Genomic DNA, 24,219 nt, shown 5'->3' with positions numbered 1-24,219 from the left:
AGGGCCTCACATCTGGAACGACTCGTGATGGATACGGCGCGACGGCACTCCTGCCGCCCGAAGTGCGTGGTAGGACTCCTCCGCGAGACCGGGCGGCCCGCACAGGTACACGTCGTGCTCGTCGATGTCGGGGAACACCTCCTTGAGCCGCTCGGTGCTGATCTCCGGACGCGCCCCGTCGGGCCCGTTCACGGCGTACAGCAGCTTCGCCCGACGGGCTTCGGCGATCTCCTGCAGCTCGGTCCACAGCGCCAGGTCGTCCGTCGAACCGGCCCGGTAGAGCAGGGACAGGTCCCCGGGTTCGGCGGGCAGCGTCTCGAACAGCGCCCGCAACGGGGTGATCCCGGCGCCTCCGGCGATCAGCAGCACCTTGTTCCGGCTGCGCCGGCCCGCGGTCATCGCCCCGTAGGGGCCCTCGGCCCAGACCCGGGTCCCCGGCTCAAGCCTGCTGAGCGCGCCGCTGTGCTCGCCGGCCGCCTTGACGGTGATGCGCAGCAGGTCGGGGCGGGGCGGCGCGGACAGGGAGTACGGATTGGAGCTCCAGCGCAGCCCGCCGGTCAGGAACCGCCAGCGGAAGAACTGGCCGGCCTCCGCGCCGATCCGATGCAGCCGGCGCCCCGTGATCAGCACGGACACCACGCCCGGGGACTCGTCCACGACGGACTCCACGCGCATCCGGTGCCGGAGGTTGAGCCGTACCGGAGCCAGGATCCGGTACCAGAGGAGCAGTGCGCCGACCGTGCCGTAGAGCACGTACCAGATCGTGCGGGCGGCCGCGCTCGCCACGAACTCCGAGCCCGTGGCCAGCTGGTGCCAGAACGTCAGGTACACGGCGACGTAGGTCAGCAGATGCAGGTAGTACCAGGTCTCGTAGCGCATCCGGCGGCGCACCGCGCCCGCCGAGGCGAAGCCGACCAGCAGCAGCAGCGCCGTACCGATCGTCGCCTCGACCATCTCGGGGAAGTCGGCGACGAGGGTGACGCTCTGCTCGACCAGGCCGGTGCGGGCCTGGACGGAGTACCCCCAGACGGTGAGGACGACATGGGCGGCGACCAGGCTGACCGCGTACCGGCCGCTCATCGCGTGCCAGCGCGCCGCCCGGTCGGAGCCCACCCGCCGCTCCAGCGCGGGGACGCGTGCCATCTGAAGCACCACGAGGGCGATCAGGTAGCCGCCGAGCAGCCCCGTGATCCGGCCGGCGCCGACCAGCCACTCCGCGGTGTCCATGCGGACGACCGCGGTGCTGTCCCACCACAGCCACAGGACGGCGGCGGCCCCGGCCCAGGCGGCGGCCAGCAGCACCGCCGCCGGATTGCGGCGCGGCCGGATCGCCCGCATGGTCAGGCGTCTGGCGGCCCGACCGCTCTGAATCATCGTCACCGCTGCTCCTCGGTCATCCCTGTCGCGCAGGTGGATACGGAGAGGAGCTCCGAGGAGTTCAATCGCCCGGTGGTGGTGGTGCGCCGGGATGGCGTGCGTCGGTCGGTGCCGCAGTGGTGTGTCGGGGTGACACGAGGGCGGCGGGATGACGTATGGCGGCCCCTTCCGTCCGCTTCCGTCCGGCCCTGGCCGTTTTCCGGCTCTTTCGGGCGCTTCCGGCGTGCTCTGGCACCGCTGCGCGTCCGGGGCCCGGGACCGCCGCCGCCGCTTTTGACAAAACATACGGAGAACTGCATAGTTATACCCATCACCGCATGCACCGTAAGGAGAAACCCGTGACCGAGCGCGTCGTACTCGCCTACTCGGGCGGTCTGGACACCTCCGTCGCCATCGGCTGGATCGCCGAGGAGACGGGCGCCGAGGTCATCGCCGTTGCCGTGGACGTCGGCCAGGGCGGCGAGGACCTGGACGTCATCCGCAAGCGTGCCCTCGCCTGCGGTGCCGTCGAGGCCGAGGTCTCGGACGCCAGGGACGAGTTCGCCGAGGAGTACTGCCTCCCGGCGATCAAGGCCAACGCCCTGTACATGGACCGCTACCCGCTGGTCTCCGCCCTCTCCCGGCCCACGATCGTCAAGCACCTGGTGGCCGCCGCGAAGAAGCACGGCGCCTCGACCGTGGCGCACGGCTGCACCGGCAAGGGCAACGACCAGGTGCGGTTCGAGGCCGGCATCGCCTCTCTCGCCCCCGACCTGAAGTGCATCGCGCCGGTCCGTGACTACGCGATGACCAGGGACAAGGCCATCGCGTTCTGCGAGGAGAAGCAGCTCCCGATCGCGACCACCAAGAAGTCGCCGTACTCCATCGACCAGAACGTCTTCGGGCGGGCCGTGGAGACCGGCTTCCTGGAAGACATCTGGAACGGCCCGATCGAGGACGTCTACGAGTACACCTCCAACCCGGCCGAGGCCCGCGAGGCCGACGAGGTGATCATCTCCTTCGAGGCGGGCGTCCCGGTCGCCGTCGACGGCAGGCCCGTCACCGTCCTGCAGGCGATCCAGCAGCTCAACGAGCGGGCCGGTGCCCAGGGCGTCGGCCGGATCGACATGGTCGAGGACCGGCTGGTCGGCATCAAGTCCCGCGAGGTGTACGAGGCCCCGGGTGCGATCGCGCTGATCACCGCCCACCAGGAGCTGGAGAACGTCACCGTCGAGCGCGAGCTGGCCCGGTACAAGCGGCAGGTCGAGCAGCGCTGGGGCGAGCTGGTCTACGACGGCCTGTGGTTCTCCCCGCTCAAGCGGGCCCTGGACGGCTTCGTCGACGAGGCCAGCCGGCACGTCACCGGCGACATCCGGATGACGCTGCACGGCGGCCGCGCCGTCGTCACCGGCCGGCGCTCCGAGCAGTCGCTGTACGACTTCCACCTCGCGACGTACGACACGGGCGACACCTTCGACCAGTCGAAGGCCCAGGGCTTCATCGACATCTTCGGCCTCTCCTCGAAGATCGCGGCGAAGCGCGACCTCGCCTGATCCACCGGGGCCACCGCCCTGGCGCAGGTCCACCGCCGCCGCCTCCCCTGCGGCCCGCCGGGCCGCGGGGGAGGCGCGGGCCCGGCGCAGGGGAGGCGGCGGCACATCAGAAGCCCGGCAATTATTGAGGAGCAAGTGCTGTGAGCAGCAACAGCGGTGACGTCAGGCTCTGGGGCGGCCGGTTCGCCGACGGCCCCGCACAGGCGCTGGCGAAGCTGTCGGCGTCGGTCCACTTCGACTGGCGGCTCGCGCCGTACGACATCGCCGGCTCCCGCGCCCACGCCCGGGTGCTGCACCAGGCCGACCTGCTCACCGCCGGCGAGCTGGAGCGGATGCTCGCCGGGCTCGACCGGCTGGAGGCCGACGTCGCCGACGGCAGCTTCACCGGCACCGTCGCCGACGAGGACGTCCACACCGCCCTGGAACGCGGCCTCCTGGAGCGCCTCGGCCCGGACCTCGGGGGCAAGCTGCGCGCCGGCCGGTCCCGCAACGACCAGGTCGCCACGCTCTTCCGGATGTATCTGCGCGACCACGCGCGGATCATCGGCGGACTGATCGCCGAACTCCAGGACGCGCTGGTGGGGCTGGCGGAGGCCCACCCCGACGTCGCCATGCCGGGCCGCACGCACCTCCAGCACGCCCAGCCCGTGCTCTTCGCCCACCATGTGCTCGCCCATGTCCAGGCGCTGTCCCGGGACGCCGAACGGCTCCGCCAGTGGGACGAGCGGACCGCCGTCTCCCCGTACGGCTCCGGCGCACTCGCCGGGTCCTCCCTCGGGCTGGACCCGGAGGCGGTCGCGCGGGACCTCGGCTTCGAGCGCGGCAGCGCGGCGAACTCCATCGACGGCACGGCCTCCCGGGACTTCGTCGCCGAGTTCGCCTTCATCACCGCGATGGTCGGGGTGGACCTCTCCCGGATCGCGGAGGAGGTCATCATCTGGAACACGAAGGAGTTCTCCTTCGTGACCCTCCACGACGCCTTCTCCACCGGCTCGTCGATCATGCCGCAGAAGAAGAACCCCGACATCGCCGAGCTGGCGCGCGGCAAGTCGGGCCGGCTCATCGGCAATCTGACCGGTCTGCTCGCCACGCTGAAGGCGCTGCCGCTCGCCTACAACCGCGACCTCCAGGAGGACAAGGAGCCGGTCTTCGACTCCTGCGACCAGCTGGAGGTGCTGCTGCCCGCCTTCACCGGGATGATGGCCACCCTGACCGTCAACCGCGAGCGGATGGCGGAACTCGCGCCCGCCGGTTTCTCGCTGGCCACGGACATCGCGGAGTGGCTGGTCAAGCAGGGAGTGCCGTTCCGGGTCGCGCACGAGGTCGCGGGCGAGTGCGTCAAGGAGTGCGAGGCGCGCGGGATCGAGCTGGACCAGCTCACGGACGAGCAGTTCGCGAAGATCTCTCCGCACCTCAGGCCCGAGGTCAGGAGCGTGCTCGACGTCCCCGGTGCGCTTGCCTCCCGCAGCGGCCGCGGCGGTACGGCCCCGTCGGCCGTCGCCGTCCAGCTCGCCGAGGTCAAGGCAGACCTGGCCGCGCAGTTCGCCTGGGCCGGCACCAGGGAGTGACCCCCGCGGGGGCGCCCGGGCCGCCGGGCCTTCGCCCGCGCCGGTGCGCACCCGTCCCCGCACGCGAGGAGTTCCGCGCGTGCGGGGGCGGGGCGCCCGCACTGCCGCTCGGCGGCGGTGGCTTCAGATGTGCGGCGTCGCTGCCGTGCCCCAGGGGAGGCACCATAGACCGAATGAGACGTTGACGTCTCATTCGGTCTATGGTTGTCTCATGGTTCATGGATCGTGAACAGGTGCTGCGCGCCGCCGCAGCCCTCCTTGCCCGCAAGTCGACCGCGACGATGGACGAAGTCGCCCGCGCGGCGGGCATCGGCCGCGCCACGCTGCACCGGCACTTCGCCGGGCGGGAAGCGCTGGTGAAGGCGCTGGAGGCCTTCGGTCTCGAGGAGTTCGAGGCGGCCGTCGACCGCGCCGCGATCGAGAGCGGCCCCGCAGGCGACGCACTGCGCCGGCTGATCGCCGAGATGGAGCCCGCCGCGGAGCTTCTCGCGTTCCTCGTCACCGAGAACCAGCTCTTCGAGGGCGACCAGGTCGACGAGGGATGGGCACGGCTCGACGCCCGGGTCAGCGCCCTGTTCCGGCGGGGGCAGGAGCAGGGGGACTTCCGCATCGACCTCTCGCCCATCTGGCTCACCGAAGCCCTCTACGGCCTCATCGGCACCTGCGCCTGGACCGTCATGGACGGCCGGGTCGCCAAGAACGAGTTCCAGTACATGATCACCGAGCTGCTGCTCGGCGGAGCACGACGGAGTGTGGAGAAATGACCAGCGGCACCGTCCAGCACACGAGCGGGGCGGACGAGACCCTGTACCGCCCCGGGCGCTGGCTGGCCCTGGCGGTACTGGTCCTCGCCGTGCTGCTGGTGGCCGTGGACGCCACCGTGCTCGGCCTCGCGACGCCCTTCCTCAGCGAGGACCTCCAGCCCACCGGCACCCAGCTGCTCTGGATCGGCGACGTCTACTCGTTCGTCATCGCGGGCCTGCTGGTCTCCATGGGCAGCCTCGGCGACCGGATCGGACGCAAGAAGCTGCTGCTGGCCGGGTCCGTCGCCTTCGGCGCGGTGTCCGTGCTCAACGCCTACGCCACCACGCCCGAGATGATGATCCTCGCCCGGGCCCTGCTCGGCGTGGCCGGGGCCACGCTGATGCCCTCCACGCTGGCACTGATCCGCAACATCTTCCACGACCCGCGCGAACGCAGCGTCGCCATCGGCATCTGGGGTGCCATGGCCTCGGCCGGCGCCGCCGTCGGACCGGTCGTCGGAGGCTTCCTGCTGGAGCACTTCTGGTGGGGCTCCGTCTTCCTCATCAACCTCCCCGTGATGGCCGTCCTCGTCGTGGTCGGGGTCAAGCTGCTGCCGGAGTCGAAGAACCCGGTCGCCGGCCCCTGGGACCTGACCAGCGTCGCCCTGTCGCTGATCGGCATGATCGGCGTGGTCTACGCGATCAAGGAGGCCGCCAGCCACGGTGTGAGCTGGGAGTCCGGCGCCGCCGCCCTCATCGGCGCCCTCGCGCTCTACGGATTCGCCAGGAGGCAGCTGACCCTGCCCTCCCCGCTGCTGGACATGCGGCTGTTCAGGAACCGCGGCTTCTTCGGCGCGGTCCTCGCCGACCTGCTGACCATCCTGGGCCTGTCGGGGCTGGTCTTCTTCCTCTCCCAGTTCCTCCAACTGGTCCAGGGCCGACCGCCGTTCGAGGCCGGGCTCGCGGAACTGCCCGCCGCGATCGGCGCGGTGGCCACCGGGCTGGTCGCCGGCCGCTTCGCCCGCCGGTTCTCCGTCCGGTCCGTCGTCGCGGGGGGACTCGCCGCCATGGGCGCCGCGCTCGCCGTGCTGGCCTTCATCGGCAGCTCCACGGGCTATCCGCTGCTCGGCGCCGCCCTGCTCGCCGTCGGCGTCGGTGCCGGCTTCTCGTTCACCGTCACGGCCGACGTCATCCTGTCCAGTGTGCCGAAGGAGCAGGCAGGCTCGGCCTCGGCGGTCTCCGAGACCGCCTACGAACTCGGTGCCGCGCTCGGTATCGCGCTGCTGGGATCGGTCGTGACCGGGGTGTACCGGGACTTCGCGGCACCGGCAGGGGTTCCCGCCGACGTGGCGTCCGCCGCCCGGGAGTCGCTCGGCGGGGCGGTGGAGGCCGCGACCGTGCTGCCGGCGCACCAGCGGGCCGAGCTGGTCGGCGCGGCACAGGAGGCGTTCGTCGAGGGGCTGCGGCTCGCGTCGGGCGTGGGTGCGGCGGTGCTGCTCGCCGCCGCCGCGGCCGCGTGGTTCCTCCTGCGCGGCCAGCGGCTGGCGGACGGCGTCGAACACTGACGCCCGGGTGCGCAGGCTTCCTCCCGCACCGCCTCCTCCCGGGCCCCGGTGCTCCCGCGCTCCGGGGCCCCCAGGGCTCCGGGCCGGTGCCCGCCCCCGCGCACCGGGAGCCTCCGCGCACCGGGAGCCTCCGCACACCGGAAGAGCGGCCGCGCACCGCAAGAGAGCGGCCGCACGAATCCAGCCGTTCGGGGGAGACTCAGGCAGCCTTCGCCTTGGTCGCGTACATGTCCACATATTCCTGACCGGACAGCCGCATCACCTCGGTCATCACCGAGTCCGTCACGGCGCGCAGCACATAGCGGTCGCGGTCCATGCCCTCGTACCGCGAGAACTCCATCGGCGTGCCGAAGCGGACCGTCACCCGGCCGGGACGCGGCAGGCCCGCACCACCCGGCTGGAGCTTGTCGGTGCCGATCATGGCGAACGGGACGACGGGCGCCCCCGTCATCAGGGTGAGCCGCGCGATACCCGTACGTCCGCGGTAGAGGCGGCCGTCGGGGGAGCGGGTGCCCTCCGGGTAGATGCCGAAGCACTTCCCCTCCTCCAGCACCCGGCGGCCCGTCATCAGAGCCGCCACACCGCCGTTGGCGCCGTCCCGGTCCACGGGGATCATGCCGACGCCGGTGAAGAACCACGCCATCAGCCGGCCCTTGAGCCCCTTGCCGGTGACGTACTCGTCCTTGCCGATGAAGTAGACCGGGCGGTCGCACACGATCGGCAGAACCATCGAGTCGATGAAGGTGAGGTGGTTGCCGGCGAGGATGACAGGGCCGTCCCCGGGGATGTTCTCCGCACCTTCCACGCGCGGGCGGAACATCAGGCGCAGGATCGGTCCGAGCACGGCCTTGATGAGCGACAAGCGGGACAACGGGTCCTCCGGTGTCAGAAGCGGGACGGTGGTACGGCCGGCGAAGTCTCTGCAGGTGAGGACGATACTCGCGGGTGCCGCCCGATCGCACGTCGGGTACACCGAGTGGATACGCAGTGTTGACCGGGGTTTGGCCTGTGCCTGCCCCGGCTCTCGGGCACGATGGCCTGGTGCCTGGTGCCTGGTGCCTGGTGCCTGGTGCCTGGTGCCCGGTGTCGCGTCGGACAGGGTGTGCCCGTCGGCGAGCGGCGTGGCGCGCGGCGCGGTGGATCGCATGGCGCCGGATCGGCCGCGCCGTGGGGTCTGCTCGGTCGATCCGGCAGCGCAGCGAGTCGCCGTGCCGGCCGTGCCGTGCGTCGCGGCGGGGTGAACGTCGCCTCGTGCGGCCCTGGCCGGTGCGCCGCGAGGCCAGCGCGACCGGGTAACAGTGACATGCCCATTTCGACGAAGGAGTGTCAATGACACATGGTGCGGAGAACACCCCCGGCCGGCGGACCGTCCTCGGGGCGGCGGTCCTCGGGTCGGCTGCGCTCGGTATGGCGGCCGCGCCGGCGGCGCACGCCGTGGAGCGGGCCGCCGCCGGCGACGGCGAGGCCCGAGAGGAGCGGCACGGCGGGGGCCCCGGCTACCGCTCGCTGCCGGTGCCCACCGTCATCGCCCACCGCGGAGCGAGCGGCTACCGGCCCGAGCACACCCTCGGCTCCTACCAGCTGGCCCTGGACATGGGCGCGCACGTCATCGAGCAGGACCTGGTGCCCACCAAGGACGGGCATCTGGTGTGCCGCCACGAGAACGACATCTCGGGCACCACGGATGTCGCCTCCCGTCCCGAGTTCGCCTCCCGCCGGACCACCAGATCGGTGGACGGCACCGGTGCCACGGGCTGGTTCACCGAGGACTTCACCCTCGCCGAACTGAAGACGCTGCGGGCCAAGGAGCGGATACCGGCGAGCCGCGGGCACAACACCCTCTACGACGGCCGCTGGGCGATCCCCACCTTCGAGGAGGTGCTGCGCTGGGCCGACGAGGAAGGCCGCCGTCGCGGTCGGCCGGTCTGGCTGCATGTCGAGACCAAGCACCCCACCTACTTCCGCAGCATCGGCCTCGGCCTGGAGGAGCCCCTGGCGAAGCTGCTGCGCCGCTACGGCCGGCACCGCAGGAACTCACCGGTCTTCCTCCAGTCGTTCGAGCCGAGCAGCATCCAGCGGCTGGCGAAGCTGGTGGACACTCCGCGCGTCGTGCTGCTCGCCGGCGCGATCACCAGACCCTGGGACTTCGCCCAGGCCGGTGACCCGCGCACGGTCGGGGACCTGGTCACGCCCGAGGGACTGAAGTGGATCGCCTCGTTCGCGCAGGGCATCGGCCCCACCCTCGACCTCGTCGTGCCGAAGGACGCGAGCGGCAAGCTGGGCACGCCCACCACACTCGTCCGCGACGCGCACGCCGAGGGGCTGATCCTGCACCCGTACACCATGCGGAACGAGAACTCCTTCCTGCCCGCCGACTTCCGGCGCGGCACGGACCCGCACGCGTACGGCGACGCCTTCGGCGCGTTCACGGTGTACTTCGAGCAGGGCATCGACGGGATCTTCACCGACAACCCGGACACCGGCCTGCTGGCCCACGCGGACTTCGTCGACGGCTGACGCCCGGGCGGCGGACGTACCGGCCGGGCGGCGGGCTCCGTCGCCCGGCCGGTACGCGTCAGCGGCCGAGCGACCGAGCGGCCGTCATACGGCCGGGTGGGAGCGGGCCTCGACGGAGACCGAGGCTCCCGACGGTGCGCCCCGCACGGCGCGGCACCGTCCGAAGAGGACTCTGCCGCACCCGCTCCGAGCCAGCCGCCCGGAACGGCCCCGTGAGCCCACGGGCCAAACCGTGGACCGGTCCGAGCGCCGAGGAAGCACGCCCCATCTTCCGGGCCGAGGAAACGCTGCGGCTCACCCCTGTACGCCGGGAACGGTTCTTCGCGACAGCATTCGCCGAGCGCGGCATCGGGTATCCCTACCGCTACCCCGGCGACCAGTTCGCCGCGCCGGGGGCGAGCGCATGACCGTCGCCGAGCCGTTCCCGCCCCTGCCCGCCGTTCAGGTGGCGCTCTGCGTCCACTGCCATCGCAACACCTCCGCCCCCATCACCGTGCGCTGGATCCAAAGCACCAGCGGCCCGGGAACAATGCTCTTACGCTACGCCTGCCCGGACTGCGCGCCGCGCCTTGACGCCCGGGCCGACCCCCGAGGATGCACACGGTCCCCGCCGAGCCTCAGCACCAGCCACCGCGCGCCCCGTCTGGCACCGCCGGGCGGGGCGCCGCCTCATTCGGGCCGCTGACCTGCACCCCTTCTCAGCGCGTGACATTGGTCCGTACGAAACTTGACAGAGAGGTCGGCTGCTGACGGCGATGCCGGCGCCGGCGGGCCCCACGTACCGCGACATCGCAGGAGAGTCGGGAATCTCACAAGGAAGTCCGGGGCCGATGCGTTCCCGTTGCCTCGGATTCTTGCGCAGAATGCTCACGACAGAGGTCACGGCTCCTGAACTCCGGGAGAAGGGGCGGTGACAACCGGGCGGGGTTGAGCGGGAGGCATGCGCACATGGGTATGAGCGTGACCATCTCAGCGGCAGTGGCGGAGGACGCCGAGCAGATCCTCAAGCTGCAGTACCTGTGCTACCAGAGCGAGGCCCAACTCTACGGCGACTACCGCATGGAACCGCTCACCCAGACGCTCGGCGAACTCCGCGCCGAACTCGACCGGGGCCACGCCCTGGTGGCCCGCCTCGGCGACGAGGTCGTCGCGTCCGTACGGGGCGAGGCCGACGGCCAGGGGACCGCCACGATCGGCAAGCTCATGGTCCACCCCCGGATGCAGCGCCACGGACTGGGCGGCCGGCTGCTCGACGCCATCGAGGCGCACTTCGCGGGCCAGTCCGCGGCCCGCCGCTTCCAACTGCTCTCCGGTCACCGCAGCGAGCGGAATCTGCGCCTGTACCGCGGCCACGGCTACGCGCCCGTGTCCACCCGTGTGGTGAACCCGGGGCTGACGCTCGTCACGATGGAGAAGGACGCGGCCGCGGTGCGCTCGGCCCCGGCCGAGGGGGCGTTCGCCGCCAGCGCGTAGTCCCGCGAGGTGCGGCGAGGTGCGGCGAGAGGCGGATGCGGCGCGTGGCCGGTTCCGCCGGCGGTCGGTCCGAGCCGCCGGCGAGGGGTGCCCCCTTCGGCGAACCGTGCCAGGCGTCCTCGGTGAGCGGTGCGGCCTATCGGCCCGGGTGGCGCCTTCCTCCGGTGTCTCCGGTGCTTTCGGTGCTTTCGGTGTTTTCGCTGAGTGGCCCGTTGCGTGAACGGACCCGGTTCAGCGCCGGGCCCGGCGCAGCCAGAGCATTCCGGTCACGGGCAGCAGCACCGGAATGAAGAGGTACCCCATGCCGTAGTCCGACCACACCGTGGCGTCCGGGAACGCGGAGGGGTCCATCAGCGTCCACGTTCCCACGGTCAGGACCCCCACCAGCTCCGCGGCGCAGCAGACCAGAGCCGCCCTGCGGGCCTTCTCCCCGCCGCGGAACAGGGTGTACGTGATGAACGCGTACACCACCGCGGCGATCGCCGAGAGCGTGTACGCCAGGGGGGCGCGGTCGTACTCGGTGGCGATCTGGTACACCGAACGCGACACGGCACCCACCGACATCACCCCGTACAGCCAGACCAGCAGCAGTCCGGGACCGCTGACCAGCCGGGCGCCCGGCGCCGCCTGCGCGGCGGCTCCCGTCGTCCCCGTCGTCCCCGTCGTCCCCGTCGCTCTTGTCGCCCCGGTCTCACCGGCCACCTCAGCCTCCCCAGATGTCGTGGAGCCGTACCTCCAGCACCGCGAGCACCACCGCTCCGGCCGCGACCGTCGCCGAACCCCAGCGGGTCCGCTCGGCCAGCGAAAGGAACCCGGCGGCGGGGACCGCTGCGAACGCGCCGACCAGATAGGCCACGAAGATCGTCGTCCCCTCGTCCGCCTTCTCGCCCCTCGCCAGCTGCACCACGCCCACCACCAGCTGGGCCAGCGCCAGCAGCGTGACCACGGCCATCCCGGCGAAGTGCCAGTCCTTGGTCGGTTGGTCCCGGAACGCTGCGAAACCGCACCAGGCGGCGAGGGCGAGAGCGGTCGCGGACACCGCGACCGTCAGGGCGTCAAGCATGGGTGAGAGCGTATTACGGGCCAAAAGGCACCATGCGCGCGGCCCCGGAGGAGCCACTGCGCGGGCCGCTCCCCCGCGGGGACCGGGTGCTCGGGGCCTCCCCGGCCCGTGTGCGGTCCACGAGGGCGCGCCCGCGGGTGCGGACCGCCGGCCCTGACCGTCGACCGTCGACCGTCGACCGTCGACCGGGGACCGGGGGCCGGGGGCCGGGGGCCGGGGGCCGGGGGCCGGGGGCCGGGGGCCGGGGGCGACCATAGGCGTTTCCGGGCCCCTGCCCTCGTGCCGGAGGGCGCCGACGGCGCCGCCTGGATCGCCGAGGTCCTGGCCGAGCGCGCCCCGCACGCGCTGCGGGTGATGGACCCCTTCCACGTCATCGCCCGGGCCACCGAGGCCCTGGATGCCGAACGCCGCGCGTCCTGGAACCGGGCCCGCCGGGAGGCGGGCGACGCCGAGCGGGCACGGGCTCTGAAGGACTCCCGCTTCGCGCTGTGGAAGAACGAGGCCGACCTCACCGACCGCCAGGCGGCCAAGCTCGCCTGGATCGCCGCCACCGACCCCCGCCTGCACCGCGCCTGGCGCCTGAAGGAAGCCCTGCGCGCCGTGTTCACCCTCGCCCGCACCCGGCCCAGGGCCGCCCTGAAAGCCCTGGACCGCTGGATCGGCTGGGCCCGCCGCTGCCGCATCGACACCTTCGTCGACCTCCAGCGCAGGATCCGCCGGCACTACGACGCCATCCGCGCCGCCCTGACCACCTGCATGTCCAACGGACTGATCGAGTCCACCAACACCAAGACCCGCCTGATCATCCGCCGAGGCTTCGGCTTCCACACCGCCGAAGCCATCACCGCCCTCGCCATGCTCACCCTCGCCGGAGACAAACCCACCCTCCCCGGCCGCCAACCCCAGACAGAATGACCCACACATACGGCAGGAGAGCCATATATCGTCCCGGCCTCCCGTGGGGTCTCCGGCGGCCCGGAGCCCCCGCCCGGGGCGTCCGGCCGTACCCGCCAGCACGAAGCCACGGGAGACACCGTCCCGGGCCCCGGGCCTGGCGACCCGTCAACGCGGGTTCAGGGCACGGCGAGCGGCGTTGATGACGTTGTGGGCGTCAGACCCGTACACGGCCGACTCGCGCAGGGTGGCCCAGACCTTCGCGTACAAGGCCACGTTGTCGGCGTCGTCCAACCACATCTCGGCGTGCCAGTCCTCGGCCACCACCAGGCGGTCATCAAGGACCCAGAAGCCGTTGGCGGGCACGATCTTGACGGAGGCCGCGAAGGGGATGACGCCAAGCTCCACCGTGTCCATGCCGAGCATCCCGGTAAGGCGGTCGAGCTGAGCGGCCAGCACGGAGGGGGGACAGATCAGCGACCGCAAGGCGGCTTCCCACGTCAGGACGTGCAGCTTGCGACCGGGCCGGTACAGCCACTCTTGCCGCTGCACCCGGGAGCGCACGGCGGCCTCAACGTCGCTGGCTCCGCCCAGCAGCTCGGAATAGCGCTGGATGACGTGGCGCGCGTACTCGGGCGTCTGTAACAGGCCCGGGATCACCGACTCTTCCCAGAGCCACATTTCCGAGGTGCGGTCGATCTCGGCACTCAAGCCCTCGTGCAGCGGCTTGAAGCCGTTCGCCAGCGCGCGACGCCATGATCTGATGTGGGACTCGAACCCTGCCAGCCGGGCGGCAAGCTCGGCGTACACGCCCGGCTGCTCGGTCGCGTCGGCCCACGCCCTCAGATCCTCGGGGGTGGCCGTCTGCTTGCCGTTCTCCAGCTTGCTGACCTTGGAGCCGGGCCAGCCGAGCCGCTGGGCGAGCTGCTGACCGGTGAGCCGACCACCAGGGCAGGTGAACCGGAGTTCGCGCAGTCGCACGCCCAGGGCCACCCTGGCTTGCTGGTAGTCAGTGCTCACCGGTCACGTGTCATTCGGTCGCGGCGAACTGGTCGAACGGCACAGCGTGGTGCATCGCCGCGTCGCGCACGATGGCGTACCGAACGACCTCAGCCGGTTCGGTGATCAGCTCGATGTCCGTGATGTTGTCGGTGTCGTCGAAGTGCAGCACAGCGACCAAGCGCGAGTCGAAGATCCAGAAGTCTTCGGCGGGCAGGTCGGCGGCGTCCTCGCGCCACAGGTAGCGGATGTCCTCGCAGACCGCCGCGTTGTGCCGGGCGTAGTCGAGCAAGAACCGCTGCTCGGTGGTCATCGGGCGGTCCGCGACGCGCACCCGGCCGACCGTCTTACCCGCCTCGGTCTGGGTCTTGATGTTGACGAACCAGGGCTCGTTGGGGTCGCAGGGCGCGGAGCCGGTGGCCAAGAACGCCTGAAAGTCGGGGTCCTCGCGGTCCGAGGCGTAGCCGCGTCGGGTCTCCAGCCGCCAGGCGGTGTGCTTGAAGGTCTCGAACAAGCGGCGGAAGGTGGCCCGGTCTACGAGTTCGGGCACGCGCTCCATCTCCTTCGGTCCCCAGTTCACGAGCAGTTCGCGGGGCACGGCCACCGCTGCATCGCCCGGCCCGAAGTGCTTGAGCTGCGCGAGGTCTTCCGGGTCGGTGACGGGCGTGCCCTGAACGATGACTTCGCCGGTGCCCTCGTCGGTGTGCAGGGCGGGGCAGCCATCGACCTTGCTGTCTGTACCGGTGAAGGGAAGCTGACGAGTCATGGGCGCTCTCCCTTCCAGGGGTCTTGATCCAACAGCATGGCCGGGGGTCCGGCTCGGTTCTACGGGGTCGGGCAGGGTCCAGGAGAAAACAGCAGCAATCCTCGCGAGGCGTCGGGCAAATTCGAGAAAACACCATACCGCCGGGCAACTGCCCACTTCTAGCGTCGCGTTCATGGAGACCAAGGAACAGCAGGACATCGACCCGTACGCGGCTGTTGAGTCCCTGCGCGCAGCGCTGACCGAAGCCGGAATCGTCCTGCCCTCGCTGAGGGTCGATCCCGCGTCCCCTGAACTGCGGTTGGTGGAGCTGGGGCGGGTGCGCTCGGACGTGGCCGCCCGGCTCGCTGAGGCGCTCCAGCAAGGAGGCCGCGAGTGAACGCGCCGGAAGAGGGCGACCTGGCCATCGACACCGAGCGCGACAAGCTCGGATACGTCACGGGACACGAGGGCCCGTATGTCCAGCTCCGGCCGCTGGCCGGTGGGCGCGAGTGGGACGCCGACCCCGCTCGCGTCCGCCGGGCTACCAACGATGAGCGGTTGCGAGCCGTCCAGGAGCGGACGCGGGCTCTGAACGCGGCGAGCAGCGGCGGCATCCTCTGATGACCACCCCGGACGCCTCGGGCATGTCTGCTGAATGCGCGCTCGCCCAGCGACCGGAGTACAAGGACCTGCACCGCCAGTGCCGACAGACCAAGGACGTGTCTCTGCCGCACAGCAGCGGCATCCTGCTCGTACGCCGCTGCACCTGCCCGCACCACCGCTACACCCCCGCATAGGGCGTCGTGGGCTTCCGTGGGGTCTCGGAGCGCACGAGATCCCACCCCCGGGCAACCGGGCCCAGCGGGCACACGAGAGGCCACGGGAGACACCGCCCGTGGCCTCGTGCTGATTGACCGGGTGACGCTACGCGACGACCATGATCCGGAACGGAATGATCCCCCGGGAAACGGCTGTGACCGCGGCCGTGACGGCGCCCTTCGGGCCGGGCTGCGACTCCCGGCCACGGTGGCCGGGAGTCGCAGGGAGCCCCTCGGGCCGGGGTGCGGCCGTGGCGTTGACCACACCCCTGAACCCCGAGCGCGGCCGTGGCGTTGCCCCCACCCCGCGTTCAGACCGCACGCGCCGCGCCCGCCCCGGCCCTCCGGCTCCTCCACCGTCCCGTGAGCCGTGCCTGCCGTGCCTGCCGTGTAGGCGCCCGGGGCGGCGGCGCGCGGGGGGCGCGGCATGGCCCCCTGGACGGCCACGCCGGCACGGGGCCGTCGCCGGTGATCCGGATGGCGGCGGAGGTCCATGTTCCGCTATTCGGACACCCGCGCTCCGCCCGTACATCCGTCTGTTTTACTTGCCGCATGACCACGACGAGCAGCCGCACCCCTGCGACCGAGGCGATCACGACGCCCGGTGCTCGCCGTATGTGTCGAATGTGCGCCCGCTGAGGGCCCCCGCCCGAGCCTCGCGCCCCGAAGCGAGCCCCCCGCAGTCCTGCCGCGTCCCGCCGTGACGGCGAGGGAACCGGTCTGCCCCGCGCACGTCGCCGACCGGCTCACCCGCGTGCTGCGCCGACTGCCCCGAAGACGACATGACCGTGCCCGGCGGCGAACCCCGCGCCGCGCACTCGACAGTGACGGAAGACCCCTGTGATCACCACGACCGGCCTCACCAAGGTCTACCAGTCGCGAGGCCGCGACATCAGCGCGCTCGACGGCGTCGACCTGCACGTCCGCGAGGGCGAGGTGTTCGGCGTCATCGGCCGCAGCGGAGCGGGCAAGTCCTCCCTGATCCGCTGTGTGAACCTGCTGGAGCGCCCCACCTCCGGCAGCGTCGTCGTGGACGGCACCGACCTCACCGCCCTCGCCGGACGCGGCCACCGCGCGGGCAGGGAACTCCGCCGGGCCCGCAGCCGCATCGGCATGGTCTTCCAGCACTTCAACCTGCTGTCCTCGCGTACCGTGCAGGACAACGTCGAACTGCCGCTGGAGATCCTCGGCATGTCCGGTGCCGAGCGCTCCCGCCGCTCCCTCGAACTCCTCGATCTCGTCGGCCTCGCCGACCGGGCCAGGGCCTATCCCGCACAGCTCTCCGGTGGCCAGAAGCAGCGTGTCGGCATCGCCCGCGCCCTCGCCGGCGACCCCAGGGTGCTCCTCTCCGACGAGGCCACCAGTGCGCTGGATCCCGAGACCACCCGCTCCGTGCTCCGGCTGCTGCGTGACCTCAATCGCGAACTCGGCCTGACCGTGCTGCTCATCACGCACGAGATGGACGTCGTGAAGACCGTCTGCGACTCCGCCGCCCTGATGCACCGGGGCCGGATCGTCGAGTCCGGCACGGTGAGCGAGCTTCTGGCCACGCCCGGCTCCGAACTCGCCCGGGAGCTGTTCCCCGTCACCGGGGACGCCTCGGGACCGGATCGCACCGTCCTGGACGTCACCTTCCACGGCGACGCGGCCACCCGGCCGGTGATCTCCCAGCTGTCCCGTACCTACAACATCGATATATCGATCCTCGGGGCCGCGATGGACACCGTCGGCGGCAGGCAGATCGGCCGGATGCGCATCGAACTGCCCGGCGACTACGAGGCCAACGTCGTACCCGTCGGCTTCCTGCGCGAACAGGGCCTGCAGGTCGACGTCGTGGACGACGACGCGCCGGCAGCGGCGCCCCCGCGGAGCGACGGCACCCCGGGTGCCGCACTGGTGAAGGAGACCGTCAAGTGACGTGGTCGCAGATGCAGCCCCTGCTGGCCCAGGGCACGCTGGACACCCTCTACATGGTCCTGTGGTCCACCGTGGCCACCGTGATCTGCGGACTGCCGCTCGGTATCCTCCTCGTCCTCACCGACAAGGGCGGACTGCTGCAGAACACCCCGGTGAACAAGGCCGTCGGGGCGGTCGTGAACATCGGCCGCTCGCTGCCCTTCATCATCCTGCTGATCGCTCTGATCCCGTTCACCACGGCCGTGGTCGGCACCTTCATCGGCCCCACCGCCATGATCGTGCCGCTCGCCGTCGGCGCCACCCCGTTCTTCGCGCGGCTGGTTCAGACGGCGGTTCGCGAGGTCGACCACGGACTGGTCGAGGCCGTCCAGTCCATGGGCGGATCCATCCCGACGATCATCCGCAAGGTACTGCTGCCGCAGGCCCTGCCCTCGATCGTCGCCGCCGTGACCACCACGGTGATCGTGCTCGTCGGCTACTCGGCCATGGCGGGCGCGGTCGGCGGAGAGGGACTCGGCTCCAAAGCCGTGACCTACGGCTTCCAGCGGTTCGAGACCGAGTTCATGCTCGTCACCGTCGTCATCCTGATCGCCCTCGTCACGGCCGTACAGCTGATCGGCGACGGAGTCGTGCGACTGCTGGCCCGCCGCGGCCGTACCGACTGAACCCACCGGAACCCACCAGGGCCTGTTCCAGGCCCTAAGCCCACTAAGCCCACCGAACCCACCGGAAACCACCCACCCGCACCCCCGGAAGCCGGCGCTCCGCCCCGGCCCGTCCGGCGAGCCCGCACTCCTTGTCCGGGCGTCACCACCGCAACATCAGAAAGAGGCACTCTTCGTGCGCAACCTCCGCAACCTCCGCAACCACCCCGAGAACCCCGAGAACCCCGAGAACCCCGGAAGCAGCAAGGCCCCCGGACGCCGCAGGAACGCCAGGCTCGCCACGGCTGCCGCCGCCACCGCCGCGCTCGCCCTCGGCCTCACCGCCTGCGGCACCTCCTCCGACCCCGCAGCAGCCGGGTCCGGCGACAAGGCCGCGGAGTCCCAGCCGCTCGTCGTCGCGGCGTCCCCGACTCCCCACGCCGACATCCTCGGCTTCGTCAAGGAGAACCTTGCCGACAAGGCAGGTCTCAAGCTGGAGGTCAGGGAGTTCACGGACTACGTCCTGCCGAACACCGCCACCCAGTCGGGGCAGGTCGGGGCCAACTTCTTCCAGCACAAGCCGTACCTGGACGACTTCAACGAGAAGAACGGCACCACCATCGTCCCGGTGGTCGACGTCCACCTCGAACCGCTCGGCCTGTACTCGAAGAAGGCCACGTCGGTCAAGGACATCAAGCCCGGTCAGACCGTCGCCGTCCCCAACGACACCACCAACGAGGGCCGTGCGCTCCAGCTCCTCGCCGAGAACGGCCTCATCACCCTCAAGCCGGGCGTCGGCACCGGCGCCACCCTCTCCGACATCGCCGACCGGAAGGGACTGGAGTTCAAGGAACTGGAGGCCGCCACCGTCCCGCGCGCCTTGGACGACGTCGACGCCGCCGTCGTCAACGGCAACTACGCGATCGAGGCCGACCTCAGGCCCGCCCGGGACGCACTCGCCCTGGAGAAGGCGGAGGGCAACCCGTACGCCAACTTCCTCGCCGTCAAGAAGGGCAACGAGAAGGACGTGCGCGTCGAGAAGCTGGCGAAGCTCCTCAACTCAGCCGAGGTGAGGAAGTACATCGAGGACACCTACAACGGCTCCGTCATCCCGGCGTTCGGAATTCCGGCCAACTGAGCCTGTACGCAAGCCTTCTGAGGACGCGTCGAAGGACGGGGCTCCGTGCACACCGGCGTTGGTGCGCGGAGCCCTCGGCGTAGGGTGAGCCCCGCGACCCGGCCGAGCACAGCGCCGACCTGATGCTGCATGCTGTGCCCCTACGGCCCTTACGACGGTCTTCGGCATGGAGCTGCGTATGACTACCACGTTTCCGGACATCTCCATCAGCACGGAGCGGCTGGTGCTGCGCGCGCTCGAACCCGCCGACGCCCCGGCCCTGGCCGAGATGATGAACGACGAGCAGACCGCCGCCTGGACGGCCGTGCCCCAGCCCTACGACGAGTCCGCCGCGCACCGCTGGATCAGCGACCACGCGCCCGCCGAACGCGCCTCGGGCGCGGGCATGGACCTGGCCGTCACCGAGTTCCTCACCCAGCGCCTGGTCGGTGTGGTCGGGCTGGGCAGGACCGACTGGCGGGTGCGCTCCACCGAGATGTCCTACATCGTCGCCCCCTGGGCCCGGGGCGAGGGTTATGCCTCCGAGGCGGCCCTCGCCACCGCCCAATGGCTCCTGCGCGACCAGCGGTTCGAGCGGGTCGAACTGCGCACGGCCGCCGACAACACGGCCGCCCAGCAGGTCGCCCAGCGGATCGGCTGCATCAGCGAGGGTGTCCTGCGCGGGGCCTGCATAGCCCGCACCCGCACCCAGAGCGGGGACTGGGCCGATCTGCGCACCGACCTGATCGTCTGGAGCCTCCTTCCCGACGACCTCGACGGCAGCGCCGACCAGCTGGCCGAGGCGGGCTGGTTCGCCGCCTACGCCGACTGGAACTGAACCGCAGGCGTCCGCAGGCCTGCCCCACCGCGTACCTCACCGAACGAGTGGACCGGCACGGCGGGCCGGCCCCGCGGCATCAGGCAGGCCGCATCGGACAGGCCCCGGCCGGTCGGCCGCCGGACAGGCGGCGCCACCGCCTGTCACCGTCACCGGGTACCCTCGGCCCTGCCTGCCCCGGGCCTCGTGGGCACGGGTCCTCACCTGCGACGACACCAGGAGAACGACGACGATGGCCGACCGGGTCACGGTGATCGGCTGGGACGGCTCGCCGCTGACCGCGGCCGCCAGGTCCGCCCTGTCCGCCGCCACGCTCGTCGCCGGGGCGGCCCATCACCTGGCCCTGCCCGAAGTGCCGCCGGGCGCCGAGCTCATCCGCCTCGGCAGTGTCGATCTCGCCGCACGCAGGATCGCGGGCCACCGGGGCAGCCCCGTCGTCCTCGCCGACGGCGACCCGGGCTTCTTCGGTGTCGTACGCACCCTCCGCGCCCCGCAGCACGGGCTGGAGGTGGAGGTCGTCCCCGCCGTCTCAGCCGTCGCCGCCGCCTTCGCGCGTGCGGGGATGCCGTGGGACGACGCCCAGGTCGTCGTCGCCCACAGCCGCACGCTCCGCCGCGCGGTCAACGTCTGCCGTTCCCATCCCAAGGTCGCGGTCCTGACCTGCCCGGGTGCGGGCCCCGCCGAACTCGCCCTGCTCCTCGAAGGCGTCCACCGCACCTTCGTGATCTGCGAGGAACTCGGCACCGCGCGTGAGCGGGTCACCGTGCTGACCTCCGACAAGGTCGCCGACCACAGCTGGCGCGATCCGAACGTGGTCATCGTCGTCGGCGGTACCGGCACCCGGGGCGGCGCGGGCTGGGTGGCCGGCCGGGAACCCGGCCACCCCGCGCGGGTGCGCGGCTGGGCCCTGCCCGGCGGTGAGGACCCGCCTCCCGCCGAGAGCGAGTCGCCGCACCTGCGCGCCGCCCAACTCGCCCGGCTCGGGCCCCGCCTCGGCGACCTGGTGTGGGACATCGGCTGCGGCAGCGGGGAACTGGCCGCCGACGCGGCCCGCTTCGGCGCCGCGGTGATCGCCGTCGACGGCGACCGGGCCGCCTGTACCAGGACGGAGGCGGCCGCGCGCCGCCAAGGCGTCCTGCTGCAGACCGTGCACGGCCGGGCACCGCATGTCCTGGAACGGCTCCCGGAACCCGACGTGGTGCGCATCGGCGGTGGCGGCGTCCCCGTCGTCACCGCATGCGCGGACCGCAGGCCCGAGCGCATCGTCACCCACGCCTCCACCAGGGACGAGGCGGAGTCGATCGGCACGGCGCTCGCGGCGGGCGGCTACGCCGTCGAATGCGCCCTGCTCCAGTCCGTGGAGCTCGATCCCGGCGACTGGTCGGAGCGCGAGCGGTCGGTCGTCTTCCTGCTCGCCGGCCGACGTCGGGCCCCGGCCTTCTGACCGGCCGTCTTCCGCCCCCCTGGACCGGTTGCCGAACCCCGGCGGGGTAGGCTGGCGGATCGTCGTGCCGCAGCCGGCCGTTGGTCCGTCCCTCCTCCTGGCTTCGCCGGGAGACCCCCGGTAGGTGTCAGGAAGAGGGGTTGCCCGGGGCCCTGCTGTGGTACGGCGCGACCGGGGGGACGCGCAACGTGGCGCAGTCCACAGCCGACCGTGGCGGATCCTGCTGCCATGGACGCGAGGGCCCACGACAATGCTTGTGTCCGCGGGCTCTCGTGCCGCGTGGGGCACACGCTCGTTCTTGTAGTGAGGGGCACGGGTGCGTGCCCCGATCGGGCGCCCCGGGCGAAGGTCTGAAGGAGCACAACCGATGGGCGAGGGGTACGCATGACTGACACCGGCCAGGTCCCGGGCGAGGGACTGCCGGAGAACGCAGGCATGGTGGAGCAGCCGGGCGTCCCCGCTCCCGGCACGTACACCTTCCTCGACCACTCCGGCGATGCCCCGGGAGCCGTCCCCGAGGACGACGACCTCCTGCTGATGCCGGGGGCGCAGGGGGCGTGGAGCGACCCGCAGGCCGCCCCGCAGGCCGCCGGTCAGACCCCGATCCCGGCCCCGGCACCCGAGACGGTCCCGACGGCGGCCCCGGGCGCAGGCCCGTTCCCGTCCGCGCCGCCGGCCCCGGACGCCACGGCGGTCCAGCACGAGCCGGTTCCCGGGGCGGGGGGCGCGCCCGGGTACGCCGAGGCCGGAGCGGCCCCCGGTCCCGCCCCCGTGCCCGTGCCCACGTCCGCCCCGGCTCCCGTGCCCGGACAGCCGCACGCCCATGTCGCGCAGGAGCAGCAGTACGCGGGGGACGGGCCCCGGGTTCCCCGGACCGCCGCGCAGCACACCGCCCACGCTCCGAACCCCTCCGGGCAGGTTGCGTCCGCCCCCGTGCCCGCCGCTCAGGGTGTCCCCGCCCAGGGTGTCCCCGCGCGGCCGCCCGTGCCGGAGCAGGCCGTGGCAGGCCAGGCCGTGGTGGCCGGACAGGCCGCCGCCCAGGACCCGCAGCCGGCCCAGGACCCGCAGTCGGCCCAGGCGCCGCCCGCGGCCCAGGGCGGCAGGGCGGCCTCCCACGGTCGGTCCTCCGCGGCACACCAGGGCACGGCCGAGCAGCCGGTGCACGAGGCCGGTGCCCATGAGGCCGGCGGCCGGGACTCCGGGTCGCCCGACCTCGGCGGCGTGCGCGCGCAGCCGGTGGCCGCCCCCGCTCAGGCCCCCGCTCAAGCCTCCGCTCAGAACCCCGCTCAGGCCCGCCGTCCCCTCCACCTGGGCCCGCCGGTTCCCGAGGCCAACAGCGGTGTCGTCCGTTCTCTGGCGGACCGCGGCCCCGCCGGACACCGCGGAAGTGGCCCCGTGCGCCTGCGGAGCGCCGTGGCGGCACCCGCCGCGGGTTCGTCGGCCGGCGGTCTGGAGTACCTCGACACCCCTCACGACGACACCGAACTGCCTCCCGGCCCGCAGCCGGAGGAGATTCCGCCGCCGGGCGGCCACCCCGGTGCCGCGCAGCAGGCTCAGGCCCCTACCGGCATGACGGTGCCCGGGGGAGCGGCATCGAAGGCGGTCGTCCCGCCCCCCGAGGAAACGGTCCCTCCGCAGACCGGGCTTCCCTCCGCCGACTTGGCGGCCGGCACCGCCGAGACTGCCGGCACCGCCGAAGCGGTGCCCGACCCGCCCTATCCGGCGGGGGTGCCTGCCGACCCGGCCCCTGAGCCCATGGCCACCCAGCAGCTGGTGCCCGCGGAAGGCGCCGCCCCCGCGGGGCTCCACGCCGGGCGCGCCACGAGATCGGTGGGGGTGCCGGCATCCGAGACGGCGGTACCGGCGTCCGACGCGGAACAAGCCGGCCCCCGGGCCGCCGCGCCCTCGGCCGGGACCGCCGCCCAGGCTCCCGCCGGGGCCGAGCCGGAGCCCGCGCCCTCGGATGCGCCGCCCGCCGCCGCGTCCGAGTCCGTACCGGCACCCGTGGCCGGAGCGGCGGCAGGATCCGCGGTCGCTCAGGAGCACGTCGCAGCGGATGTCCCTGGTGGCACCTCGGAGCCGCCGGCGGCGGCTCAGGCGGTCACCGTGACGGCGCCCGGGACGGGGGAGGCGGCGGGCGATGCGGGAGCTGCGCCCGAGTCTGCCGGACCGCCCGAGTCTGCCGGACCGCCCGAGCCTGCCGGGCAGAAGGGCGGCTCCGTTGCCGGTGCGCAGCCCGCCGGGACCCCCGCACCGCAGACCGGGGACCTCTCCACGGGCGGTGCCACACCCGGGACCCCCGCGGCCACCGATCACGCGCCCGAGGCCGGGGCCTCCACCGCCCCCGGAACCCACGGGGTGCCGCCCCACGTCGACAACCCGGCCGCCGCGCCCATGCCGGACCCGGCGGGGCCGACCGCCCCCCAAGTCGGTCCTGGCGCCGGTCCTGCCGTCGGGCAGTCGGTCGCCGAGCAGCCCTCCGCCGCGGTTCGGCCGGAATCGGCTGCCCGGACCGGGTCCGCGGCCGGGCCTTCTGCCGCGGTTCGGCCGGGGGCCGAGGCCGGCGCCGGTCCTGCCGTCGAGCAGCCCGAGGCAGGACCCCTGTCGGCGGCCGGGGCCGGGTCCGCCGCTGAGGCCGGTGCTGCCGTCGGGCAACCCGGGGCCGAGGCTATGCCGGTCGCCGGTTCTCCGCCGGACGTCGAAGCCGGTTCCGGCACCGAGGCCGGGGCTTCCGGCGGGGGGCAGGCGGTGGAGAGCGAGGCCGGGGCCGGGTCCGCCGCTGAGGCCGGTCCTGGCGCCGGTTCTGCCGTCGGGCAGTTGGTCGCCGAGCAGCCCCCTGCCGCGGTTCGGCCGGAATCGGCTGCCCGGACCGGGTCCGCGGCCGGGCCTTCTGCCGCGGTTCGGCCGGGGGCCGAGGCCGGCGCCGGTCCTGCCGTCGAGCAGCCCGAGGCAGGACCCCTGTCGG

The 24,219-nt window shown here is 72.5% G+C and carries 20 protein-coding genes and 2 pseudogenes; 16 read left to right on the top strand and 6 right to left on the bottom strand.

Annotated elements, in window-relative coordinates; all coding sequences use genetic code 11:
* Window positions 1-6: 6 nt before the first annotated feature.
* Window positions 7-1,374, bottom strand: coding sequence for a ferredoxin reductase family protein (locus tag SCWH03_RS15165; RefSeq protein ID WP_173264946.1), 1,368 nt, complete (start codon window positions 1,372-1,374; stop codon window positions 7-9).
* A 341-nt stretch (window positions 1,375-1,715) separates the two neighbouring features.
* On the opposite strand from SCWH03_RS15165, the gene SCWH03_RS15160 reads away from it, so the two are divergent.
* The 4 genes from SCWH03_RS15160 to SCWH03_RS15145 all read left to right on the top strand — a co-directional run bounded on the left by SCWH03_RS15160 (window position 1,716) and on the right by SCWH03_RS15145 (window position 6,785).
* On the top strand, window positions 1,716-2,909 hold the full coding sequence (locus SCWH03_RS15160; protein WP_216854751.1) for an argininosuccinate synthase: 1,194 nt from the start codon (window positions 1,716-1,718) through the stop codon (window positions 2,907-2,909).
* Window positions 2,910-3,049: 140 nt separating this feature from the next.
* On the top strand, window positions 3,050-4,477 hold the full coding sequence (gene argH / locus SCWH03_RS15155) for an argininosuccinate lyase (RefSeq protein ID WP_173264774.1): 1,428 nt from the start codon (window positions 3,050-3,052) through the stop codon (window positions 4,475-4,477).
* Between the two features lie 218 nt (window positions 4,478-4,695).
* Window positions 4,696-5,241, top strand: a complete 546-nt coding sequence (locus SCWH03_RS15150; RefSeq protein WP_173264773.1) for a TetR/AcrR family transcriptional regulator — start codon at window positions 4,696-4,698, stop codon at window positions 5,239-5,241.
* Window positions 5,238-6,785 (top strand): MFS transporter, encoded by a 1,548-nt coding sequence (locus tag SCWH03_RS15145; RefSeq protein ID WP_173264772.1) that lies wholly within the window; start codon window positions 5,238-5,240, stop codon window positions 6,783-6,785. Before SCWH03_RS15150 ends, SCWH03_RS15145 begins: the two co-directional genes overlap by 4 nt.
* 199 nt (window positions 6,786-6,984) lie before the next feature.
* Here SCWH03_RS15145 and SCWH03_RS15140 read toward each other — a convergent pair whose 3' ends face one another.
* Entirely contained in the window at window positions 6,985-7,647 is a 663-nt protein-coding gene (locus SCWH03_RS15140) for a lysophospholipid acyltransferase family protein (RefSeq protein ID WP_173264771.1), read from the bottom strand.
* A gap of 467 nt (window positions 7,648-8,114) precedes the next feature.
* On the opposite strand from SCWH03_RS15140, the gene SCWH03_RS15135 reads away from it, so the two are divergent.
* Window positions 8,115-9,302, top strand: coding sequence for a glycerophosphodiester phosphodiesterase (locus tag SCWH03_RS15135; protein WP_173264770.1), 1,188 nt, complete (start codon window positions 8,115-8,117; stop codon window positions 9,300-9,302).
* Window positions 9,303-10,250: 948 nt separating this feature from the next.
* Window positions 10,251-10,775: a GNAT family N-acetyltransferase gene (locus SCWH03_RS15130; RefSeq protein ID WP_173264769.1), complete on the top strand. Its 525-nt coding sequence runs from the start codon at window positions 10,251-10,253 to the stop codon at window positions 10,773-10,775.
* Between the two features lie 231 nt (window positions 10,776-11,006).
* Here the strand turns inward: SCWH03_RS15130 and SCWH03_RS15125 are convergent, their stop codons facing one another.
* Entirely contained in the window at window positions 11,007-11,384 is a 378-nt protein-coding gene (locus tag SCWH03_RS15125) for a hypothetical protein (RefSeq protein ID WP_173264945.1), read from the bottom strand.
* A gap of 94 nt (window positions 11,385-11,478) precedes the next feature.
* The gene (locus SCWH03_RS15120) at window positions 11,479-11,838 is read right to left on the bottom strand and encodes a hypothetical protein (protein ID WP_173264768.1); all 360 of its coding nucleotides are present in this window, start codon (window positions 11,836-11,838) and stop codon (window positions 11,479-11,481) included.
* 264 nt (window positions 11,839-12,102) lie between these two features.
* Between SCWH03_RS15120 and SCWH03_RS15115 the strand changes: the two are divergent.
* Window positions 12,103-12,753: pseudogene (locus tag SCWH03_RS15115) on the top strand (ISL3 family transposase); the annotation flags it as partial.
* A gap of 147 nt (window positions 12,754-12,900) precedes the next feature.
* On the opposite strand, the gene SCWH03_RS15110 reads toward SCWH03_RS15115, so the two are convergent.
* Complete coding sequence (locus SCWH03_RS15110) at window positions 12,901-13,752, bottom strand: helix-turn-helix domain-containing protein (protein WP_173264766.1); 852 nt, start codon at window positions 13,750-13,752, stop codon at window positions 12,901-12,903.
* Between the two features lie 10 nt (window positions 13,753-13,762).
* On the bottom strand, window positions 13,763-14,497 hold the full coding sequence (locus SCWH03_RS15105) for a DUF6879 family protein (protein ID WP_173264765.1): 735 nt from the start codon (window positions 14,495-14,497) through the stop codon (window positions 13,763-13,765).
* Between the two features lie 172 nt (window positions 14,498-14,669).
* Here SCWH03_RS15105 and SCWH03_RS15100 point away from each other — a divergent pair, with 172 nt between their 5' ends.
* The 9 genes and pseudogenes from SCWH03_RS15100 to SCWH03_RS28605 form a co-directional block, all read left to right on the top strand.
* Window positions 14,670-14,873 carry a hypothetical protein gene (locus SCWH03_RS15100; RefSeq protein WP_173264764.1) on the top strand — a complete coding sequence of 68 codons (204 nt, stop codon included), beginning with the start codon at window positions 14,670-14,672 and terminating at the stop codon, window positions 14,871-14,873.
* Entirely contained in the window at window positions 14,870-15,097 is a 228-nt protein-coding gene (locus SCWH03_RS15095) for a hypothetical protein (RefSeq protein WP_173264763.1), read from the top strand. The genes SCWH03_RS15100 and SCWH03_RS15095 overlap by 4 nt, the downstream gene beginning before the upstream one ends.
* 23 nt (window positions 15,098-15,120) lie before the next feature.
* Window positions 15,121-15,273 (top strand): hypothetical protein, encoded by a 153-nt coding sequence (locus SCWH03_RS15090; protein ID WP_173264757.1) that lies wholly within the window; start codon window positions 15,121-15,123, stop codon window positions 15,271-15,273.
* Window positions 15,274-16,134: 861 nt separating this feature from the next.
* Entirely contained in the window at window positions 16,135-17,211 is a 1,077-nt protein-coding gene (locus SCWH03_RS15085; RefSeq protein WP_173264762.1) for a methionine ABC transporter ATP-binding protein, read from the top strand.
* Window positions 17,208-17,876 carry a methionine ABC transporter permease gene (locus SCWH03_RS15080; RefSeq protein WP_173264761.1) on the top strand — a complete coding sequence of 223 codons (669 nt, stop codon included), beginning with the start codon at window positions 17,208-17,210 and terminating at the stop codon, window positions 17,874-17,876. The genes SCWH03_RS15085 and SCWH03_RS15080 overlap by 4 nt, the downstream gene beginning before the upstream one ends.
* Before the next feature lie 175 nt (window positions 17,877-18,051).
* Complete coding sequence (locus tag SCWH03_RS15075) at window positions 18,052-18,993, top strand: MetQ/NlpA family ABC transporter substrate-binding protein (protein WP_254076770.1); 942 nt, start codon at window positions 18,052-18,054, stop codon at window positions 18,991-18,993.
* Window positions 18,994-19,171: 178 nt separating this feature from the next.
* Window positions 19,172-19,810, top strand: coding sequence for a GNAT family N-acetyltransferase (locus tag SCWH03_RS15070; RefSeq protein WP_173264760.1), 639 nt, complete (start codon window positions 19,172-19,174; stop codon window positions 19,808-19,810).
* A gap of 232 nt (window positions 19,811-20,042) precedes the next feature.
* Window positions 20,043-21,254, top strand: a complete 1,212-nt coding sequence (gene cbiE, locus SCWH03_RS15065; RefSeq protein ID WP_173264759.1) for a precorrin-6y C5,15-methyltransferase (decarboxylating) subunit CbiE — start codon at window positions 20,043-20,045, stop codon at window positions 21,252-21,254.
* 384 nt (window positions 21,255-21,638) lie between these two features.
* Window positions 21,639-24,219 (top strand): annotated as a pseudogene (locus tag SCWH03_RS28605) (nicotinate-nucleotide--dimethylbenzimidazole phosphoribosyltransferase); the annotation flags it as partial.

Source organism: Streptomyces pacificus (assembly GCF_011766325.1).
Taxonomy (GTDB): domain Bacteria; phylum Actinomycetota; class Actinomycetes; order Streptomycetales; family Streptomycetaceae; genus Streptomyces; species Streptomyces pacificus.
Note: the sequence above shows the minus strand (reverse complement) of the source record. Positions and strands in the feature narration are given on the sequence as shown.

Bases quoted from the DNA above. Each gene is read 5' to 3' on its own strand.
- SCWH03_RS15135 (WP_173264770.1), top strand. From the start codon at position 8,115: ATGACACATGGTGCGGAGAACACCCCCGGCCGGCGGACCGTCCTCGGG.
- SCWH03_RS15120 (WP_173264768.1), bottom strand. From the start codon at position 11,838: ATGCTTGACGCCCTGACGGTCGCGGTGTCCGCGACCGCTCTCGCCCTC.
- cbiE (WP_173264759.1), top strand. From the start codon at position 20,043: ATGGCCGACCGGGTCACGGTGATCGGCTGGGACGGCTCGCCGCTGACC.
- SCWH03_RS15165 (WP_173264946.1), bottom strand. From the start codon at position 1,374: ATGATTCAGAGCGGTCGGGCCGCCAGACGCCTGACCATGCGGGCGATC.
- SCWH03_RS15130 (WP_173264769.1), top strand. From the start codon at position 10,251: ATGGGTATGAGCGTGACCATCTCAGCGGCAGTGGCGGAGGACGCCGAG.
- SCWH03_RS15150 (WP_173264773.1), top strand. From the start codon at position 4,696: ATGGATCGTGAACAGGTGCTGCGCGCCGCCGCAGCCCTCCTTGCCCGC.
- SCWH03_RS15105 (WP_173264765.1), bottom strand. From the start codon at position 14,497: ATGACTCGTCAGCTTCCCTTCACCGGTACAGACAGCAAGGTCGATGGC.
- SCWH03_RS15100 (WP_173264764.1), top strand. From the start codon at position 14,670: ATGGAGACCAAGGAACAGCAGGACATCGACCCGTACGCGGCTGTTGAG.
- SCWH03_RS15090 (WP_173264757.1), top strand. From the start codon at position 15,121: ATGTCTGCTGAATGCGCGCTCGCCCAGCGACCGGAGTACAAGGACCTG.
- SCWH03_RS15070 (WP_173264760.1), top strand. From the start codon at position 19,172: ATGACTACCACGTTTCCGGACATCTCCATCAGCACGGAGCGGCTGGTG.
- SCWH03_RS15145 (WP_173264772.1), top strand. From the start codon at position 5,238: ATGACCAGCGGCACCGTCCAGCACACGAGCGGGGCGGACGAGACCCTG.